Source organism: Escherichia sp. E4742 (assembly GCF_005843885.1).
Classification (GTDB): domain Bacteria; phylum Pseudomonadota; class Gammaproteobacteria; order Enterobacterales; family Enterobacteriaceae; genus Escherichia.
Genome location: NZ_CP040443.1, coordinates 1998558 through 2018755, shown reverse-complemented (window position 1 = coordinate 2018755; position 20198 = coordinate 1998558). Strand labels below are relative to the sequence as shown.

Annotated in this window: 18 protein-coding genes; 15 read left to right on the top strand and 3 right to left on the bottom strand. The window is 51.8% G+C overall.

The genetic code is table 11. The annotated features are described in order from the left end of the window. The first annotated feature begins 43 nt into the window (after positions 1-43). On the top strand, positions 44-1519 hold the full coding sequence (gene ilvC / locus FEM44_RS09800; protein ID WP_135523382.1) for a ketol-acid reductoisomerase: 1476 nt from the start codon (positions 44-46) through the stop codon (positions 1517-1519). A 45-nt stretch (positions 1520-1564) separates the two neighbouring features. Here ilvC and ppiC read toward each other — a convergent pair whose 3' ends face one another. Then, positions 1565-1846 carry a peptidylprolyl isomerase PpiC gene (gene ppiC / locus FEM44_RS09795; RefSeq protein ID WP_001140251.1) on the bottom strand — a complete coding sequence of 94 codons (282 nt, stop codon included), beginning with the start codon at positions 1844-1846 and terminating at the stop codon, positions 1565-1567. 86 nt (positions 1847-1932) lie between these two features. On the opposite strand from ppiC, the gene rep reads away from it, so the two are divergent. Next, positions 1933-3954: a DNA helicase Rep gene (rep, locus tag FEM44_RS09790; RefSeq protein WP_001238867.1), complete on the top strand. Its 2022-nt coding sequence runs from the start codon at positions 1933-1935 to the stop codon at positions 3952-3954. 57 nt (positions 3955-4011) lie between these two features. On the opposite strand, the gene gppA is transcribed toward rep, so the two are convergent. Further along, complete coding sequence (gene gppA / locus FEM44_RS09785) at positions 4012-5496, bottom strand: guanosine-5'-triphosphate,3'-diphosphate diphosphatase (protein WP_135523383.1); 1485 nt, start codon at positions 5494-5496, stop codon at positions 4012-4014. A 135-nt stretch (positions 5497-5631) separates the two neighbouring features. Then, positions 5632-6897 carry an ATP-dependent RNA helicase RhlB gene (gene rhlB / locus FEM44_RS09780; RefSeq protein WP_130209386.1) on the bottom strand — a complete coding sequence of 422 codons (1266 nt, stop codon included), beginning with the start codon at positions 6895-6897 and terminating at the stop codon, positions 5632-5634. Positions 6898-7027: 130 nt separating this feature from the next. On the opposite strand from rhlB, the gene trxA reads away from it, so the two are divergent. From trxA to wecG, 13 genes are all read left to right on the top strand, one after another. After that, entirely contained in the window at positions 7028-7357 is a 330-nt protein-coding gene (trxA, locus tag FEM44_RS09775) for a thioredoxin TrxA (protein ID WP_064530526.1), read from the top strand. 139 nt (positions 7358-7496) lie between these two features. Further along, positions 7497-7595, top strand: a complete 99-nt coding sequence (gene rhoL / locus FEM44_RS09770) for a rho operon leader peptide RhoL (protein WP_032145636.1) — start codon at positions 7497-7499, stop codon at positions 7593-7595. A gap of 87 nt (positions 7596-7682) precedes the next feature. Next, positions 7683-8942, top strand: coding sequence for a transcription termination factor Rho (rho, locus tag FEM44_RS09765; protein ID WP_001054527.1), 1260 nt, complete (start codon positions 7683-7685; stop codon positions 8940-8942). A gap of 238 nt (positions 8943-9180) precedes the next feature. Continuing rightward, entirely contained in the window at positions 9181-10284 is a 1104-nt protein-coding gene (gene wecA / locus FEM44_RS09755; RefSeq protein ID WP_130261196.1) for a UDP-N-acetylglucosamine--undecaprenyl-phosphate N-acetylglucosaminephosphotransferase, read from the top strand. Positions 10285-10296: 12 nt separating this feature from the next. Continuing rightward, positions 10297-11343 carry an ECA polysaccharide chain length modulation protein gene (gene wzzE, locus FEM44_RS09750; protein WP_064530528.1) on the top strand — a complete coding sequence of 349 codons (1047 nt, stop codon included), beginning with the start codon at positions 10297-10299 and terminating at the stop codon, positions 11341-11343. 55 nt (positions 11344-11398) lie between these two features. Continuing rightward, positions 11399-12529: a non-hydrolyzing UDP-N-acetylglucosamine 2-epimerase gene (gene wecB / locus FEM44_RS09745; RefSeq protein WP_135523384.1), complete on the top strand. Its 1131-nt coding sequence runs from the start codon at positions 11399-11401 to the stop codon at positions 12527-12529. Then, complete coding sequence (gene wecC / locus FEM44_RS09740; protein WP_135523385.1) at positions 12526-13788, top strand: UDP-N-acetyl-D-mannosamine dehydrogenase; 1263 nt, start codon at positions 12526-12528, stop codon at positions 13786-13788. Before wecB ends, wecC begins: the two co-directional genes overlap by 4 nt. 39 nt (positions 13789-13827) lie before the next feature. Continuing rightward, a complete protein-coding gene (gene rffC / locus FEM44_RS09735) occupies positions 13828-14502 on the top strand; it encodes a dTDP-4-amino-4,6-dideoxy-D-galactose acyltransferase (RefSeq protein WP_135523386.1) in 675 nt (224 codons plus the stop codon). A 4-nt stretch (positions 14503-14506) separates the two neighbouring features. Continuing rightward, positions 14507-15637, top strand: coding sequence for a dTDP-4-amino-4,6-dideoxygalactose transaminase (rffA, locus tag FEM44_RS09730; protein WP_135523387.1), 1131 nt, complete (start codon positions 14507-14509; stop codon positions 15635-15637). A 1-nt stretch (position 15638) separates the two neighbouring features. Then, complete coding sequence (gene wzxE, locus FEM44_RS09725) at positions 15639-16889, top strand: lipid III flippase WzxE (protein ID WP_135523388.1); 1251 nt, start codon at positions 15639-15641, stop codon at positions 16887-16889. Beyond that, a complete protein-coding gene (rffT, locus tag FEM44_RS09720) occupies positions 16886-17965 on the top strand; it encodes a TDP-N-acetylfucosamine:lipid II N-acetylfucosaminyltransferase (protein WP_135523389.1) in 1080 nt (359 codons plus the stop codon). Before wzxE ends, rffT begins: the two co-directional genes overlap by 4 nt. Further along, a complete protein-coding gene (gene wzyE / locus FEM44_RS09715; RefSeq protein WP_130219536.1) occupies positions 17962-19314 on the top strand; it encodes an ECA oligosaccharide polymerase in 1353 nt (450 codons plus the stop codon). The genes rffT and wzyE overlap by 4 nt, the downstream gene beginning before the upstream one ends. 2 nt (positions 19315-19316) lie before the next feature. After that, positions 19317-20057 (top strand): lipopolysaccharide N-acetylmannosaminouronosyltransferase, encoded by a 741-nt coding sequence (gene wecG / locus FEM44_RS09710; RefSeq protein ID WP_135523390.1) that lies wholly within the window; start codon positions 19317-19319, stop codon positions 20055-20057. The last annotated feature ends 141 nt before the right edge of the window (positions 20058-20198 follow it).

The window sequence follows — 20198 nt, the reverse complement described above, 5'->3', positions numbered from 1 at the left end:
CGCGAACCGAACAATAAGAAGCACAACATCACGAGGAATCACCATGGCTAACTACTTCAATACACTGAATCTGCGCCAGCAGCTGGCACAGCTGGGCAAATGTCGCTTTATGGGCCGCGACGAATTCGCTGACGGCGCGAGCTACCTTCAGGGTAAAAAAGTGGTCATCGTCGGCTGTGGTGCACAGGGTCTGAACCAGGGTCTGAATATGCGTGATTCTGGTCTCGATATCTCCTACGCTCTGCGTAAAGAAGCGATTGCCGAGAAGCGCGCATCCTGGCGTAAAGCGACCGAAAACGGTTTTAAAGTTGGTACTTACGAAGAACTGATCCCGCAGGCGGATCTGGTGGTTAACTTGACGCCGGACAAGCAGCACTCTGATGTAGTGCGCACCGTACAGCCACTGATGAAAGACGGAGCGGCGCTGGGTTACTCGCACGGTTTCAACATCGTCGAAGTGGGCGAGCAGATCCGTAAAGACATCACCGTAGTAATGGTTGCGCCGAAATGCCCTGGCACCGAAGTACGTGAAGAGTACAAACGAGGATTCGGCGTACCGACGCTGATTGCCGTTCACCCGGAAAACGATCCGAAAGGCGAAGGCATGGCGATCGCTAAAGCCTGGGCGGCGGCAACCGGTGGTCATCGTGCGGGCGTGCTGGAATCCTCCTTCGTTGCGGAAGTGAAATCTGACCTGATGGGCGAGCAGACTATTCTGTGCGGTATGCTGCAGGCCGGCTCTCTGCTGTGCTTCGACAAGCTGGTGGAAGAAGGCACCGACCCGGCATACGCAGAAAAACTGATTCAGTTCGGTTGGGAAACAATCACCGAAGCACTGAAACAGGGCGGCATCACCCTGATGATGGACAGGCTCTCTAACCCGGCAAAACTGCGAGCTTACGCGCTGTCAGAACAACTGAAAGAGATCATGGCACCGCTGTTCCAGAAACATATGGACGACATCATCTCCGGCGAATTCTCCTCCGGCATGATGGCGGACTGGGCCAACGACGATAAGAAACTGCTGACCTGGCGTGAAGAAACCGGCAAAACCGCGTTCGAAACCGCGCCGCAGTATGAAGGTAAAATCGGCGAGCAGGAGTACTTCGATAAAGGCGTACTGATGATCGCAATGGTAAAAGCGGGCGTTGAAATGGCGTTCGAAACCATGGTTGATTCCGGCATCATTGAAGAATCTGCTTATTATGAATCACTGCACGAACTGCCGCTGATTGCCAACACCATCGCCCGTAAGCGCCTGTACGAAATGAACGTGGTTATCTCTGATACCGCCGAGTACGGTAACTATCTGTTCTCTTACGCTTGTGTGCCGTTGCTGAAACCGTTTATGGCAGAGCTGCAACCGGGCGACCTGGGTAAAGCTATTCCGGAAGGTGCGGTAGATAACGCGCAGTTGCGTGATGTGAATGAAGCGATTCGCAGCCATGCGATTGAGCAGGTAGGTAAGAAACTGCGCGGCTATATGACGGATATGAAACGTATTGCTGTTGCGGGTTAATAGCGATTCAGAGTTCAAGGCCTTCTCCCGGAGAAGGCCTTGCTATTAGTTACGGTAAAGCACCTTAATGATGTGGTAACCGAACTGGGTATGCAGCGGGCCAGTCGGCTCCAGTACCGGACAAGAGAAAACCACTTTATCGAACGCCGGAACCATCTGACCCTGGCGGAATTCACCTAAATCACCGCCGCGTTTGCCTGATGGGCAAATGGAATGTTTCTTCGCCAGCTTGCCGAAATCGGCACCGTTCTTAATCTGCTCGAGAAGATCCAGAGCCAGTTTCTCTTCTTTTACAAGGATATGCAGTGCTGCTGCTGTTTTTGCCATGATCGTGCCTTGAGTGGTAAGGATGAGGCTGGCTATACTACCACGCTGTTATTTTCCCCTCCCGACTTTCATTGAGCGATTTTTCTATGCGTCTAAACCCCGGCCAACAACAAGCTGTCGAATTCGTTACCGGCCCTTGCCTGGTGCTGGCGGGCGCGGGTTCCGGTAAAACTCGTGTTATCACCAATAAAATCGCCCATCTGATCCGCGGTTGCGGTTATCAGGCGCGACATATCGCGGCTGTGACCTTTACCAATAAGGCGGCGCGCGAGATGAAAGAGCGTGTCGGGCAGACGCTGGGGCGTAAAGAGGCGCGCGGGCTGATGATCTCCACCTTTCACACGCTGGGGCTGGATATCATCAAACGCGAGTATGCAGCATTGGGGATGAAGGCGAACTTCTCGTTGTTTGACGATACCGATCAGCTTGCTTTGCTCAAAGAGTTGACCGAAGGACTGATTGAAGATGACAAAGTTCTCCTGCAACAGCTGATTTCAACCATCTCCAACTGGAAGAACGATCTCAAAACTCCTGCGCAGGCGGCGGCAGAGGCAAAAGGCGAGCGGGATCGCATTTTTGCCCATTGTTATGGGCTGTATGATGCGCACCTGAAAGCGTGCAATGTTCTCGACTTCGACGATCTGATTTTATTGCCGACGCTACTTCTGCAACGCAATGAAGAAGTACGCGAGCGCTGGCAGAACAAAATTCGCTACCTGCTGGTGGATGAGTATCAGGACACCAACACCAGCCAGTATGAACTGGTGAAACTGCTGGTGGGCAGCCGCGCGCGCTTTACCGTGGTGGGTGATGATGACCAGTCGATCTACTCCTGGCGCGGCGCACGTCCGCAAAACCTGGTGTTGTTAAGCCAGGATTTCCCGGCGTTGAAGGTGATTAAGCTTGAGCAGAACTACCGCTCTTCCGGGCGTATTCTGAAAGCGGCGAACATCCTGATCGCCAATAACCCGCACGTCTTTGAAAAGCGTCTGTTCTCCGAACTGGGCTACGGCGCGGAGCTAAAAGTTTTAAGCGCGAATAACGAGGAACATGAAGCCGAGCGTGTCACCGGTGAACTGATTGCGCATCACTTCGTCAATAAAACGCAGTACAAAGATTACGCCATTCTCTATCGCGGCAACCATCAGTCGCGGGTGTTTGAAAAATTCCTGATGCAAAACCGCATCCCGTACAAAATATCTGGTGGTACGTCGTTTTTCTCTCGTCCTGAAATCAAGGATTTGCTGGCTTATCTGCGCGTGCTGACTAACCCGGACGACGACAGCGCATTTCTGCGTATCGTTAACACGCCGAAGCGAGAGATTGGCCCGGCTACGCTGAAAAAGCTGGGTGAGTGGGCGATGACGCGCAATAAAAGCATGTTTACCGCCAGCTTTGATATGGGCCTGAGTCAGACGCTTAGCGGACGTGGTTATGAAGCATTGACCCGCTTCACTCACTGGTTGGCAGAAATCCAGCGTCTGGCGGAGCGGGAGCCGATTGCCGCGGTGCGTGATCTGATCCACGGCATGGATTATGAATCCTGGCTGTACGAAACATCGCCCAGCCCGAAAGCCGCCGAAATGCGCATGAAGAACGTCAACCAACTGTTTAGCTGGATGACGGAGATGCTGGAAGGTAGCGAGCTGGATGAGCCGATGACGTTAACCCAGGTGGTGACGCGCTTTACTCTGCGCGACATGATGGAGCGCGGTGAGAGCGAGGAAGAGCTGGATCAGGTACAACTGATGACTCTCCACGCGTCAAAAGGACTGGAGTTTCCCTATGTCTACATGGTCGGTATGGAAGAAGGATTTTTGCCGCACCAGAGCAGCATCGATGAAGACAATATCGATGAGGAGCGGCGGCTGGCCTATGTCGGCATCACCCGCGCCCAGAAGGAATTGACCTTTACGCTGTGTAAAGAACGCCGTCAGTACGGCGAACTGGTGCGTCCGGAGCCGAGCCGATTCTTACTGGAGCTGCCGCAGGATGACTTGATTTGGGAACAGGAGCGTAAAGTGGTCAGCGCCGAAGAACGGATGCAGAAAGGGCAAAGTCATCTGGCGAATCTGAAAGCGATGATGGCGGCAAAACGAGGGAAATAATCACTCCCTGGGGAAGCCGGAAAAGATGCGTCAGCATTGCATCCAGCACCTTGCACGTTAATGCACTTCCAGCGGCCAGTGGACATAGCTCTGCCACTGGCTTTCCTGATCGATAACCTCTGTACCCAGCGGATGCTGGGTCAGCCAACCTTGTGGCAGCGTTAAGGTCAACTGCTCATGATCGGCCTGTAATTTTATATCTGGTACTAAATCATCACGACGACGGCTGGCAAAAATGATGGCGAGGCGCAGTAAACGGCAGAGTTGTTCTGCGACGCGCGGCGGTACGGCATTTTGCTGATGCAGCGATGGGAGATCGACCGGATTCGTCTGGTTGAGTAATAACGTCGCCAGCAGCTTTTTCTGCGCGGGGGTAAAACCGGGAAGATCCAGGTTACGCACCAGATAAGCGGCATGTTGCGGCGCTTGTTTGAAGTCAACGCTAAGGCCAATTTCATGAAGCTGACAGACGCTGATCAGTAAATCGCGGCTAATCGCTTCAAGATGCCAGGTATTTTCGACCTGATCGAACAAGTTAGCGGCAAGTTTAGCCACACGCTGTGCTTGATCGGTATCAATCATAAAGCGACGTTGAATATTACGCAGTGTTCGGCTGCGAATATCCTGCTCGACCGCCAGATGTAACATGCCGTAAACCAGGCCTTCACGCAGTGCGCCGCCGGCCAGCGTCATACACTGGATATTCAGCTCGGTAAAAATGGCTATCAGGATCGCCAGACCACTTGGGAATACTAACGCGCGTTCCAGCGTCAGCCCTTCGATTTCCAGCTCTTCCAGCCTGCCACAGTGAATAGCGCGCTGTTTCAGTTGCTGCAATTTCGCCAGGGTAATGCGTTCATCCATACCCTGCGCCATCATGATTTCCTGCAAAGCCTGCACGGTGCCGGAAGCACCAACGCACACCTTCCAGCCGTGATAGCGCAATTCATCAGCAACTGGACGTAGCACTTCGCGCGCGGCTTGTTCGGCTGCGACAAAGTTTTCTTGCCCCAGATTACGATCGGCAAAATAGCGCTCAAGCCAGGTAACGCAGCCCATAGACAGGCTGAACAAGGACGTCGTTTGTGCGCCGGTGCCGGTTACCAGTTCAGTACTGGCGCCGCCGATATCTACCACCAGGCGCTGATCTGCACCGCCAGTGGTGTGAGCAACACCCTGATAAATCAGGCGTGCTTCCTCTTCACCGCTAATGACCTGTACCGGACAGCCAAGGATTTCCTGCGCTTTTGCGATGAAATCACCAGCATTGACGGCAAGACGTAACGTCGCCGTGGCGACAACGCGAATTTGCGAGGGAGGGATATCTTGCAGACGTTCAGCAAACAGACGCAGGCATTGCCAGCCGCGCTCCATTGCTTCATTAGACAGGGCATTTTCGCTGTTCAGGCCAGCAGCCAGACGCACTTTGCGTTTAATTCGCGTCAGCGTCTGGATACTGCCAGCCACCTCGCGCACAACCAGCATATGAAAACTATTCGAACCGAGATCAATAGCGGCATAAAGCGACGAGGTGGAACCCATACTCTTCATCCTTCAATCTGTCTCTGCGTTGGCTGCGTTCTTTCACCCGAATCACTTACTACAGTAAGCTCGTCGGGATTCATTCTCTTGCCATCTTGATACAGTTTGAATGATTTTGAGTATGACATTTTTTATTTAACCTGAACGACGACGATTACGCGGAGCGCCAGTACGACGCGGACCATTGCCTGTACGCGGGCGCGTGAGGCGCAGCGGTTTTGGCAGATCGGTCATCAATGCGTCCGGATTGTATTTGCTTACCGGAATTGAGTGACCAATATAGGTCTCAATAGCAGGCAAATTCAATGCATACTCTTCACATGCCAGGCTGATGGAATGACCACTTGCGCCAGCGCGACCTGTACGACCAATACGGTGAACGTAATCTTCACAGTCATCGGGTAAATCGTAGTTAAAGACGTGCGTCACAGCCGGGATATGCAGGCCACGCGCGGCAACATCGGTGGCAACCAGAATATCCAAATCACCACGGGTAAATTCATCAAGAATACGCAGACGTTTTTTCTGCGCTACATCACCCGTTAACAGGCCAACACGATGACCATCTGCCGCCAGGTGACCCCAGATCTCTTCACAACGATGTTTGGTGTTGGCGAAAATAATCGCTCTGTCTGGCCACTCTTCTTCGATCAGCGTTTGCAATAAACGCATCTTTTCTTCGTTAGAAGGGTAGAAAAGTTCTTCTTTAATGCGGTGGCCCGTTTTCTGTTCCGGTTCCACTTCAATATATTCGGCATTGTTCATCTGCTCGAACGCCAGTTCACGTACCCGGTACGAAAGCGTGGCGGAGAACAGCATGTTGAGACGCTGGTTTGCAGGCGGCATACGGCGGAACAGCCAGCGGATATCTTTAATAAAGCCCAGATCGTACATACGATCGGCTTCGTCCAGCACCACTACCTGAATGGCGCCGAGGTTGATGTGGTTCTGTTTGGCGTAGTCGATCAAACGACCCGTAGTGCCAATCAAAATGTCAACGCCGCTTTCCAGCACTTTCAGCTGTTTGTCGTAGCCGTCGCCACCGTAAGCCAGACCCAATTTCAGGCCAGTAGCTTGCGCTAGTGGTTCCGCATCGGCGTGGATCTGCACGGCAAGTTCACGCGTCGGTGCCATAATTAAGGCACGCGGTTGATTCACCTTGCGATCGGCAATCGCGGGATGAGAGAGAAGATAATGAAACGTTGACGTAAGAAACGCCATCGTTTTTCCGGTACCGGTTTGCGCCTGCCCGGCTACGTCACGACCCACCAGCGTTAGCGGAAGGGCCAGTGCCTGAATGGGCGTACAGTTATGAAACCCTTTTTTTTCAAGGGCTTCTACAACTTTCGGATGCAGGGCGAAGTCGGAAAACTTCTGTTCTGTTAAATGTGTTTTGCTCATAGTGTGGTAGAATATCAGCTTACTATTGCTTTACGAAAGCGTATCCGGTGAAATAAAGTCAACCTTTAGTTGGTTAATGTTACACCAACAACGAAACCAACACGCCAGGCTTATTCCTGTGGAGTTATATATGAGCGATAAAATTATTCACCTGACTGACGACAGTTTTGACACGGATGTACTCAAAGCGGACGGGGCGATCCTCGTTGATTTCTGGGCAGAGTGGTGCGGTCCGTGCAAAATGATCGCCCCGATTCTGGATGAAATCGCTGACGAATATCAGGGCAAACTGACTGTTGCAAAACTGAACATCGATCAAAACCCTGGCACTGCGCCGAAATATGGCATCCGTGGTATCCCGACTCTGCTGCTGTTCAAAAACGGCGAATTGGCCGCAACCAAAGTGGGCGCACTGTCTAAAGGTCAGTTGAAAGAGTTCCTCGACGCTAACCTGGCGTAAGGGAATTTCATGTTCGGGTGCCCCGTCGCTAAAAACTGGACGCCCGGCGTGAGTCATGCTAACTTAATGTTGACTTCGTATTAAACATACCTTATTAAGTTTGAATCTTGTAATATCCAACGCTTCCTGTTTTTCTTAAATGCGAAGTGAACAGATTTCTGGCTCGTCACTCAATCCGTCTTGTCGTTTCAGTTCTGCGTACTCTCCTGTGACCAGACAGCGAAAAGACATGAGTTGATGACCGTAAACAGGCATGGATGATCCTGCCATACCATTCACAACATTAAGTTCGAGATTTACCCCAAGTTTAAGAACTCACACCACTATGAATCTTACCGAATTAAAGAATACGCCGGTTTCTGAGCTGATCACTCTCGGCGAAAATATGGGGCTGGAAAACCTGGCTCGTATGCGTAAGCAGGACATTATTTTTGCCATCCTGAAGCAGCACGCAAAGAGTGGCGAAGATATCTTTGGTGATGGCGTACTGGAGATATTGCAGGATGGATTTGGTTTCCTCCGCTCCGCAGACAGCTCCTACCTCGCCGGCCCTGATGACATCTACGTTTCTCCTAGCCAAATCCGCCGTTTCAACCTCCGCACTGGTGATACCATCTCTGGTAAGATTCGCCCGCCGAAAGAAGGTGAACGCTATTTTGCGCTGCTGAAGGTTAACGAAGTTAACTTCGACAAACCAGAAAACGCCCGTAACAAAATCCTCTTTGAGAACTTAACGCCGCTGCACGCAAACTCTCGTCTGCGTATGGAGCGTGGTAACGGTTCTACCGAAGATTTAACCGCACGCGTACTGGATCTGGCATCGCCTATCGGTCGTGGGCAACGTGGTCTGATTGTGGCACCGCCAAAAGCGGGTAAAACCATGCTGCTGCAGAACATTGCTCAGAGCATCGCTTACAACCATCCAGACTGCGTACTGATGGTTCTGCTGATTGACGAACGCCCGGAAGAAGTGACCGAGATGCAGCGTCTGGTTAAAGGTGAAGTTGTTGCTTCTACCTTCGACGAACCAGCATCTCGCCACGTTCAGGTTGCTGAAATGGTGATCGAGAAGGCAAAACGCCTCGTTGAGCATAAGAAAGACGTTATTATTCTGCTCGACTCCATCACTCGTCTGGCGCGCGCTTACAACACCGTCGTACCGGCATCCGGTAAAGTGTTGACCGGTGGTGTGGACGCCAACGCCCTGCATCGTCCGAAACGCTTCTTCGGTGCAGCACGTAATGTGGAAGAGGGCGGCAGCCTGACCATCATTGCAACGGCGCTAATCGATACCGGCTCCAAAATGGACGAAGTTATCTACGAAGAGTTTAAAGGTACAGGTAACATGGAACTGCACCTCTCTCGTAAAATTGCTGAAAAACGCGTCTTCCCGGCAATCGACTACAACCGTTCTGGTACTCGTAAAGAAGAGTTGCTTACCACTCAGGAAGAGCTGCAGAAAATGTGGATCCTGCGCAAAATCATTCACCCGATGGGCGAAATCGACGCAATGGAATTCCTCATTAATAAGCTTGCGATGACCAAGACCAATGATGATTTCTTCGAGATGATGAAACGCTCATAAGTTAGTGTTACAGCAAAACGCCACGTGTTTACGTGGCGTTTTGCTTTTATATCTGTAATCTTAGCGGTATACCTGTGATGGTGTGAAAATTCCTGGTTTTTGCGGGTGTTTTATGCGATTTACATATCAATTGGTTGATTTTTGCTCGCTTCTGAGAGGTTCAGAAAGTAGTTTCCCTTCTGAATAAAGGTCTTCGTGGGTATACTTCAGCTAATAATTTTCTCTGAGAGCATGCATTGTGAATTTACTGACAGTGAGTACTGATCTCATCAGTATTTTTTTATTCACGACACTGTTTCTGTTTTTTGCCCGCAAGGTGGCAAAAAAAGTCGGTTTAGTGGATAAACCTAACTTCCGCAAACGTCACCAGGGATTGATACCGCTCGTTGGGGGGATTTCGGTTTACGCAGGGATTTGCTTCACGTTCGGAATCGTCGATTACTATATTCCACATGCAGCTCTCTATCTCGTTTGTGCCGGTGTGCTTGTGTTCATTGGCGCGCTGGATGATCGTTTTGATATCAGCGTAAAAATCCGTGCCACCATACAGGCAGCTGTTGGCATTGTTATGATGGTGTTCGGCAAACTTTATCTCAGTAGTTTGGGGTATATCTTTGGCTCCTGGGAGATGGTGCTCGGACCGTTTGGTTACTTCCTGACGCTGTTTGCTGTCTGGGCGGCGATTAATGCCTTCAACATGGTCGATGGTATTGATGGCTTGCTGGGCGGGTTATCCTGTGTCTCGTTTGCGGCAATCGGTATGATTTTGTGGTTCGACGGGCAAACCAGCCTCGCTATCTGGTGCTTTGCCATGATCGCCGCCATCCTGCCTTATATCATGCTCAACCTTGGTATTCTGGGGCGTCGCTACAAAGTCTTTATGGGCGATGCCGGCAGTACGCTGATTGGTTTTACTGTTATCTGGATCCTGTTGGAAACTACCCAGGGAGCCACACATCCAATCAGCCCGGTTACCGCCTTATGGATCATTGCTATCCCGCTGATGGACATGGTGGCGATTATGTATCGTCGTTTGCGTAAAGGCATGAGTCCATTCTCACCTGACCGACAGCACATTCATCATTTGATCATGCGCGCTGGATTTACTTCTCGTCAGGCGTTTGTGTTGATTACCCTTGCTGCAGCGCTGCTCGCTTCTATTGGCGTACTGGCAGAATATTCTCATTTTGTCCCGGAATGGGTCATGCTGGTGCTCTTTTTGCTAGCATTCTTCCTCTATGGCTATTGCATTAAGCGTGCCTGGAAGGTTGCTCGCTTCATCAAACGCGTGAAACGTCGACTGCGCAGAAACCGTGATGGCAGCCCTAATTTAACCAAATAAAATGAGGATGTAATGACGCAACCAATGCCTGGGAAACCAGCCGAAGACGCTGAAAATGAACTGGATATTCGTGGGTTGTTTCGTACCTTGTGGGCTGGGAAGCTGTGGATTATTGGCATGGGGCTGGCGTTTGCCTTAATCGCGTTGGCGTATACTTTTTTTGCGCGTCAGGAGTGGAGTGCGACGGCGATTACCGATCGTCCAACCGTAAATATGCTGGGCGGGTACTACTCGCAGCAGCAATTTTTGCGTAACCTGGATGTTCGTTCAAATATGGCCCCTGCCGACCAGCCATCGGTTATGGATGAAGCCTATAAAGAGTTTGTTATGCAACTGGCATCGTGGGATACCCGCCGCGATTTCTGGTTGCAGACTGACTATTACAAACAGCGGATGGTTGGTAACAGTAAAGCCGATGCGGCTCTGCTGGATGAAATGATCAACAACATCCTGTTTATTCCTGGTGATTTCGCCCGCGCGGTCAATGACAGCGTTAAGCTGGTTGCCGAAACCGCCCCCGATGCTAATAACCTGCTTCGTCAATATGTTGCTTTTGCCAGCCAGCGTGCAGCCAGCCATCTGAATGATGAGCTGAAAGGCGCATGGGCGGCGCGCACTATTCAGATGAAAGCTCAGGTGAAGCGTCAGGAAGAAGTGGCTAAGTCCATCTACGACCGCCGGATGAACAGTATTGAACAGGCACTTAAAATCGCCGAGCAACACAATATTTCTCGCAGTGCGACAGACGTGCCAGCCGAGGAATTACCTGATTCAGAAATGTTCCTGTTGGGGCGCCCGATGCTCCAGGCGCGACTGGAAAATTTACAGGCTGTCGGCCCAGCCTTTGATCTCGACTATGATCAGAATCGGGCCATGTTAAACACCCTTAATGTTGGTCCAACCCTGGATCCGCGTTTTCAGACCTATCGCTATTTGCGTACACCGGAAGAACCGGTAAAACGCGATAGCCCACGTCGTGCCTTCCTGATGATTATGTGGGGCATTGTCGGGGGGCTGATCGGGGCTGGTGTCGCATTAACCCGCCGTTGCTCGAAATAGCAACACAGCTGTGGTGAGCGCAAAGGCGCTCGCCGCTTATTCGAAGAGAATCGATGTGAAAGTACTGACTGTATTTGGTACGCGCCCGGAAGCCATCAAGATGGCGCCGTTGGTGCATGCGTTGGCAAAAGATCCTTTTTTTGAGGCTAAAGTTTGCGTCACTGCGCAGCATCGGGAGATGCTCGATCAGGTGCTGAAACTCTTTTCCATTGTACCTGACTACGATCTCAACATAATGCAGCCAGGACAGGGCCTGACAGAGATAACCTGTCGGATTCTGGAAGGACTAAAACCTATTCTTGCCGAGTTCAAACCAGACGTTGTGCTGGTTCACGGTGATACTACCACCACACTGGCAACCAGCCTGGCAGCCTTTTATCAGCGAATTCCTGTTGGTCACGTTGAGGCCGGACTGCGCACGGGCGATCTCTATTCGCCGTGGCCGGAAGAGGCTAACCGTACATTGACCGGGCATCTGGCGATGTACCATTTCTCACCAACTGAAACTTCCCGGCAAAATTTGCTGCGTGAAAACGTCGCTGACAACCGAATATTTATTACCGGTAATACAGTAATTGATGCGCTGCTGTGGGTGCGCGACCAGGTAATGAGCAGCGATACGCTGCGTTCAGAACTGGCGGCAAATTATCCGTTTATCGACCCCGATAAAAAGATGATTCTGGTGACCGGTCACAGGCGTGAGAGCTTTGGTCGTGGTTTTGAAGAAATCTGCCATGCGCTGGCTGAAATCGCTACCACTCATCAGGACATCCAGATTGTTTATCCGGTACACCTTAACCCGAATGTCAGAGAGCCGGTCAATCGCATTCTGGGACATGTGAAAAATGTCATTTTGATTGATCCCCAGGAGTATTTACCGTTTGTCTGGTTGATGAACCACGCCTGGTTGATTTTGACTGACTCTGGCGGCATTCAGGAAGAAGCACCTTCTCTGGGTAAACCGGTGCTGGTGATGCGCGATACCACCGAACGCCCAGAAGCGGTGACCGCAGGTACGGTACGTCTGGTGGGAACGGATAAGCAACGGATCGTCGAGGAAGTGACGCGTCTTTTAGAAGACGAAGATGAATATCAAACTATGAGCCGCGCCCATAACCCGTATGGTGATGGTCAGGCATGCTCTCGCATTTTGGAAGCGTTAAAAAATAATCGGATATCACTATGAGTTTTGCGACCATTTCTGTTATCGGACTAGGTTATATCGGGCTGCCAACGGCGGCTGCGTTTGCCTCACGGCAAAAACAGGTGATTGGTGTTGATATCAACCAACAAGCGGTTGATACCATCAATCGTGGCGAAATCCATATCGTCGAACCTGATTTAGCGAGCGTGGTAAAAACTGCCGTAGAAGGTGGTTTTTTACGAGCGAGCACGACGCCGGTTGAGGCTGATGCCTGGCTGATTGCTGTCCCAACGCCATTTAAAGGCGATCATGAGCCGGATATGGCCTACGTCGAATCGGCTGCCCGCTCCATTGCGCCGGTGCTGAAAAAAGGCGCGTTGGTGATCCTTGAATCCACCTCGCCAGTGGGCTCAACCGAGAAGATGGCAGAATGGTTAGCAGAGATGCGTCCGGACCTGACTTTCCCGCAGCAGGTGGGTGAGCAGGCGGACGTCAATATTGCTTATTGCCCGGAACGCGTGTTGCCGGGCCAGGTGATGGTCGAGCTGATTAAAAACGATCGCGTGATTGGCGGCATGACGCCAGTTTGCTCGGCGCGCGCCAGCGAACTGTACAAAATTTTCCTCGAAGGTGAGTGTGTCGTCACTAACTCGCGGACGGCGGAAATGTGTAAGCTCACCGAAAACAGCTTCCGCGACGTGAATATTGCTTTTGCTAACGAACTGTCGCTGATTTGTGCCGAGCAAGGAATTAACGTCTGGGAACTGATTCGTCTGGCGAATCGCCATCCACGAGTCAATATTCTCCAGCCTGGTCCGGGCGTGGGCGGTCACTGTATCGCTGTTGATCCGTGGTTTATCGTGGCACAGAACCCGCAGCAGGCGCAGCTTATCCGTACCGCGCGCGAAGTGAACGATCACAAGCCTTTCTGGGTTATCGATCAGGTGAAAGCGGCGGTCGCTGATTGTCTGGCTGCCACTGATAAACGTGCCAGCGAGCTGAAAATTGCCTGCTTTGGCCTGGCATTTAAACCGAATATTGATGATCTGCGCGAAAGCCCGGCGATGGAAATCGCTGAACTGATCGCCCAGTGGCACAGCGGCGAAACGCTGGTTGTTGAGCCTAACATTCACCAGTTGCCGAAAAAACTGACCGGGCTTTGCACGCTGTCGCAGCTTGACGAGGCGCTGGCGACGGCAGATGTGCTGGTGATGCTGGTAGATCACAGCCAGTTTAAAGCCATTAGCGGTGATGATGTTCAGCAGCAGTATGTGGTGGATACCAAAGGAGTCTGGCGCTGATACTGATTACAGTAAAAGACTGTGTTGAGGGAGATTAGAATGCCCGTCCGCGCCAGTATTGAACCACTAACCTGGGAAAACGCCTTCTTTGGCGTTAACAGTGCCATCGTGCGCATTAGTCCTGATGCACCGCTCCTGACACCTGACGTTTTGGCGCCGTGGTCACGGGTGCAGGCCAAAATTGCCGCATCCAATACCGATGAACTGGGTGCTCTGCAACAGCTGGGATTCTCTCTGGTAGAAGGGGAAGTGGATTTGGCTCTCCCCGTGATCAACGTCAGTGAAAGCCATGCGGAAGTGGCTCAGGAATCAGATATTCCAGTACTGCGCCAGTTAGCCCGTGAAGCATTCGCGCAAAGCCGTTTTCGTGCGCCGTGGTATGCGCCTGACGCCAGCGGCCGCTTTTATGCGCAGTGGATTGAAAATGCCGTGCGCGGCACCTTTGATCATCAATGCCTGGTTTTACGCGCGGCTTCCGGCGAGATTCGCGGCTATGTTTCTCTGCGAGAGTTGAATGCCACTGAGGCGCGCATTGGTTTACTGGCAGGACGCGGAGAAGGTGCACACCTGATGCAAGCAGCGCTAAACTGGGCGTATGCTCGCGGTAAAACAACTTTGCGGGTGGCGACCCAAATGGGCAACACCGCCGCGCTTAAACGATACATACAAAGTGGTGCGAATGTAGAAAGCACCGCGTACTGGTTATACAGGTGATCACATGATTCCATTTAACGCACCGCCGGTGGTGGGAACCGAACTCGACTATATGCAGTCGGCAATGGGTAGCGGCAAACTGTGTGGCGATGGCGGTTTTACCCGTCGCTGCCAGCAGTGGCTGGAACAACGTTTTGGCAGCGCCAAAGTGTTACTGACGCCGTCCTGCACCGCTTCGCTGGAGATGGCGGCGTTGCTGCTCGATATCCAGCCTGGCGATGAAGTGATCATGCCGAGCTACACCTTTGTCTCCACCGCCAATGCCTTTGTGCTACGTGGAGCAAAAATCGTTTTTGTTGATGTTCGCCCGGACACCATGAACATCGACGAAACGCTGATTGAAGCGGCGATCACCGACAAAACACGCGTTATCGTGCCAGTCCATTACGCGGGTGTGGCCTGCGAAATGGACACCATTATGGCGTTGGCGAAAAAGCATAATCTGTTTGTGGTGGAAGATGCTGCTCAGGGCGTAATGTCCACTTACAAAGGGCGTGCGCTGGGAACCATTGGTCATATTGGCTGCTTTAGCTTCCATGAAACCAAAAACTACACGGCGGGTGGTGAAGGCGGGGCGACGCTGATTAATGATAAAGCGTTGATTGAACGTGCCGAGATCATTCGCGAAAAAGGGACTAACCGCAGCCAGTTCTTCCGTGGTCAGGTTGATAAATATACCTGGCGCGATATCGGCTCCAGCTATTTGATGTCCGATCTGCAAGCTGCGTATCTGTGGGCGCAACTGGAAGCAGCCGAACGCATCAACCAGCAACGTCTGGCGCTGTGGCAAAACTACTACGATGCGTTAGCACCTCTGGCGAAAGCCGGGCGTATCGAACTGCCATCGATTCCGGATGACTGTGTGCAAAACGCGCATATGTTCTACATTAAGCTGCGGGATAATGATGACCGGAGCGCATTGATTAACTTCCTGAAAGAAGCGGAAATTATGGCGGTGTTCCATTATATTCCGCTACACGCAAGCCCTGCGGGTGAACGCTTTGGTGAGTTCCACGGCGAAGATCGCTACACCACCAAAGAGAGCGAGCGCTTGCTGCGCTTGCCGTTATTCTACAACCTGTCGTCCGTCAATCAGCGCACGGTAATTGCGACCTTGTTGAACTACTTCTCCTGATATGTCTCTGGCAAAAGCGTCCTTGTGGACGGCGGCCAGTACACTGGTCAAGATTGGCGCTGGGTTACTGGTTGGTAAATTACTGGCGGTGTCATTTGGTCCGGCAGGACTAGGGCTGGCGGCAAATTTCCGCCAGTTGATTACCGTGCTCGGCGTGCTTGCCGGGGCGGGCATCTTTAATGGTGTAACCAAATACGTTGCCCAGTACCATGATAATCCGCAGCAGCTGCGCCGTGTGGTCGGCACTTCATCTGCGATGGTGCTTGGCTTCTCCACGCTGATGGCGCTGGTATTTGTGCTGGCGGCTGCGCCAATCAGCCAGGGATTGTTTGGTAATACCGACTATCAGGGGCTGGTGCGTTTAGTGGCGCTGGTGCAAATGGGGATCGCCTGGGGCAACCTGTTGCTGGCGCTAATGAAAGGCTTTCGCGATGCCGCGGGTAATGCATTATCACTGATTGTCGGCAGCCTGATTGGCGTTATTGCTTATTATGTCAGTTACCGTTTTGGCGGTTATGAAGGCGCGTTGCTTGGTCTTGCGCTGATTCCCGCGCTGGTGGTAATGCCTGCCGCCGTCATGTTAATTAAGCGTGGCGCTATCCCGTTAAGCTATCTGAAACCCAGCTGGGATAACGGTCTGGCAGGGCAGTTGAGCAAATTTACGCTCATGGCGTTGATTACGTCGGTGACCTTGCCCGTTGCTTACATCATGATGCGTAAACTGCTGGCAGCGCAGTATAGCTGGGATGAGGTGGGTATCTGGCAAGGGGTGAGCAGTATTTCCGATGCCTACCTGCAATTTATTACAGCCTCCTTTAGCGTGTATTTACTGCCTACACTGTCGCGGCTAACGGAAAAGCGCGATATTACCAGGGAAGTGGTTAAATCGCTGAAATTCGTTTTACCGGCCGTGGCGGCGGCGAGTTTTACCGTCTGGCTACTGCGTGATTTTGCTATCTGGCTGCTGTTGTCGAATAAATTTACCGCTATGCGCGATCTCTTTGCCTGGCAGTTGGTCGGCGATGTGTTGAAAGTGGGCGCTTATGTCTTTGGTTATCTGGTGATCGCCAAAGCGTCGCTGCGGTTTTATATTCTGGCGGAAGTCAGTCAGTTCACTTTATTGATGGTATTTGCCCACTGGTTGATCCCCGAGCATGGCGCCCTGGGCGCGGCGCAGGCCTACATGGCAACTTATATCGTCTATTTTTCTCTTTGTTGTGGCGTATTTTTACTCTGGCGTAGGCGGGCATGACTGTACTGATTCACGTACTGGGATCGGATATCCCTCACCATAACCAAACCGTTCTGCGGTTTTTCAATGACGCGCTGGCCGCGACGAGCGAGCACGCGCGCGAGTTTATGGTTGTTGGCAAGGACGACGGCTTAAGTGATAGCTGTCCGGCGCTTTCTGTGCAATTTTTCCCTGGGAAAAAATCGCTGGCAGAAGCCGTTATCGCTAAAGCGAAAGCTAACCGTCAGCAGCGGTTTTTCTTCCACGGTCAGTTCAATCCAAAGCTGTGGCTGGCGCTACTTAGTGGCGGAATCAAACCCAGCCAGTTTTACTGGCACATCTGGGGGGCAGATCTCTATGAAGTTTCCAGTGGATTGAAATATAAACTTTTTTATCCGTTGCGCCGACTGGCACAAAAGCGAGTGGGCTGTGTATTTGCCACTCGGGGAGACTTGAGCTTTTTTGCCAAAACGCATCCAAAGGTGCGGGGTGAACTGATTTACTTCCCAACCCGGATGGACCCTTCTCTCAATACAATGGCGAACGATCGGCAACGTGAAGGGAAAATGACCATTTTGGTAGGGAACTCCGGCGATCGCAGCAATGAGCATATCGCCGCCTTGCGCGCTGTTCATCAGCAGTTTGGCGATACGGTAAAAGTGGTTGTACCGATGGGCTATCCGCCTAATAACGCAGCGTATATCGACGAAGTTCGTCAGGCGGGGCTCGAGTTATTCAGCGAAGAAAATCTGCAAGTTCTGAGCGAAAAACTGGAATTTGACGCCTATCTGGCGCTACTTCGCCAGTGCGATCTCGGCTACTTTATTTTTGCCCGCCAGCAGGGCATTGGTACGCTGTGTTTACTGATTCAGGCGGGCATTCCTTGTGTGCTTAACCGGGAAAATCCGTTCTGGCAGGATATGACAGAGCAGCATTTGCCGGTGCTGTTTACCACTGACGATCTCAACGAAGATATTGTGCGTGAAGCGCAGCGCCAGTTGGCGTCGGTGGATAAAAACACCATTGCCTTCTTTAGCCCGAACTATCTGCAAGGCTGGCAGCGGGCGCTGGCTATTGCTACCGGGGAGGTCGCATGAGCCTGCTGCAATTTAGCGGTCTTTTTGTTGTCTGGCTGCTCTGCACGCTGTTTATCGCCACGCTGACATGGTTTGAATTTCGTCGCGTGCGCTTTAACTTCAATGTCTTCTTTTCATTGCTGTTTTTGCTGACCTTTTTCTTCGGCTTCCCGCTGACCAGCTTGCTGGTGTTTCGCTTTGATGTTGCCGTGGTGCCGCCAGAGATCTTGTTGCAGGCGTTACTTTCTGCGGGGGGATTTTACGCAGTTTACTACGTCACTTACAAAACACGTTTACGCAAACGCGTTGCCGATGCACCGCGCCGTCCAGTGTTTACCATGAACCGCGTGGAAACCAATCTCACGTGGGTGATTCTGATGGGCATCGCGCTGGTGAGCGTTGGCATCTTTTTCATGCATAACGGTTTTTTGCTGTTCCGGCTTAACTCCTACAGCCAGATCTTCTCCAGCGAAGTCTCTGGTGTGGCGTTAAAGCGTTTCTTTTACTTTTTCATCCCGGCAATGTTAGTGGTCTACTTTCTGCGCCAGGACAGTAAAGCGTGGTTGTTTTTCCTCGTCAGCACGGTTGCCTTCGGTTTGCTGACTTACATGATTGTCGGCGGCACTCGCGCCAATATCATTATCGCGTTCGCTATCTTCCTGTTTATCGGCATTATTCGCGGCTGGATTTCGTTGTGGATGCTGGCGGCGGCGGGCGTGCTGGGGATTGTTGGCATGTTCTGGCTGGCGCTAAAACGCTATGGAATGAGCGTCAGCGGCGATGAGGCGTTCTATACGTTTCTCTATCTCACCCGCGACACCTTCTCGCCGTGGGAGAATCTGGCGCTGCTGTTGCAGAACTACGACAACATCGACTTCCAGGGGCTGGCACCAATTGTTCGCGATTTCTATGTCTTTATCCCTTCCTGGCTGTGGCCGGGTCGCCCGAGTATGGTGCTGAACTCCGCCAACTACTTTACCTGGGAAGTGCTGAATAACCACTCCGGGCTGGCGATCTCGCCTACGCTTATAGGCTCACTGGTTGTTATGGGCGGCGCGTTGTTCATCCCGCTCGGGGCGATTGTGGTTGGTCTGATCATCAAATGGTTCGACTGGTTGTATGAGCTGGGCAACCGCGAAACTAATCGCTATAAGGCTGCGATTCTCCACAGTTTCTGCTTCGGGGCGATCTTCAATATGATCGTGCTGGCGCGCGAAGGGTTGGATTCGTTTGTCTCGCGTGTCGTCTTTTTTATCGTGGTCTTCGGCGCAAGCCTGATGATTGCAAAACTGTTGTACTGGCTTTTTGATAGCGCCGGACTCGTTCATAAACGAATAAAATCATCGCTCCGGACGCAGGTTGAAGGATAACAATGAATAACAACACCACGGCACCGACCTATACGCTGCGTGGCTTACAGTTGATCGGTTGGCGTGATATGCAGCATGCCCTCGATTATCTGTTCGCTGACGGGCGGCTTAAGCAGGGAACGCTGGTTGCCATTAATGCCGAAAAAATGCTGACCATTGAAGATAACGCCGAGGTCAGGGAGTTAATTAACGCTGCCGAATTTAAATATGCCGATGGCATTAGCGTTGTGCGGTCGGTGCGTAAAAAGTACCCGCAGGCACAGGTTTCCCGCGTTGCCGGTGCCGATCTCTGGGAAGAAGTAATGGCGCGCGCTGGCAAGGAAGGGACGCCGGTGTTTCTTGTGGGTGGTAAACCTGATGTGCTGGCGCAGACCGAAGCTAAACTGCGCAACCAGTGGAATGTGAATATCGTTGGCAGCCAGGACGGTTATTTCAAGCCTGAGCAGCGTCAGGCGCTGTTTGAGCGTATTCACGCCAGTGGTGCGCAAATCGTCACTGTCGCAATGGGGTCACCAAAGCAGGAGATCTTCATGCGCGACTGCCGCCTGGTGCACCCTAATGCTCTGTATATGGGCGTTGGTGGAACGTACGATGTCTTTACCGGTCACGTAAAACGCGCGCCGAAAATCTGGCAAAAACTGGGACTGGAGTGGCTTTATAGACTGCTTTCGCAGCCGAGTCGCATTAAGCGCCAGCTTCGTTTGCTGCGTTATTTACGCTGGCATTACACCGGCGATCTCTGATTTTCCTTTCTCTGTAAAGCGACGGAGTGGTTACTTCGTCGCCTGCCTGTCTTTTTATTACACAAAGCATTCAAATTTTTAATGCTTTATTTGCCATTTCTCCTGAATTACGAAAACATTCGCAACACTCGATGTACCCAT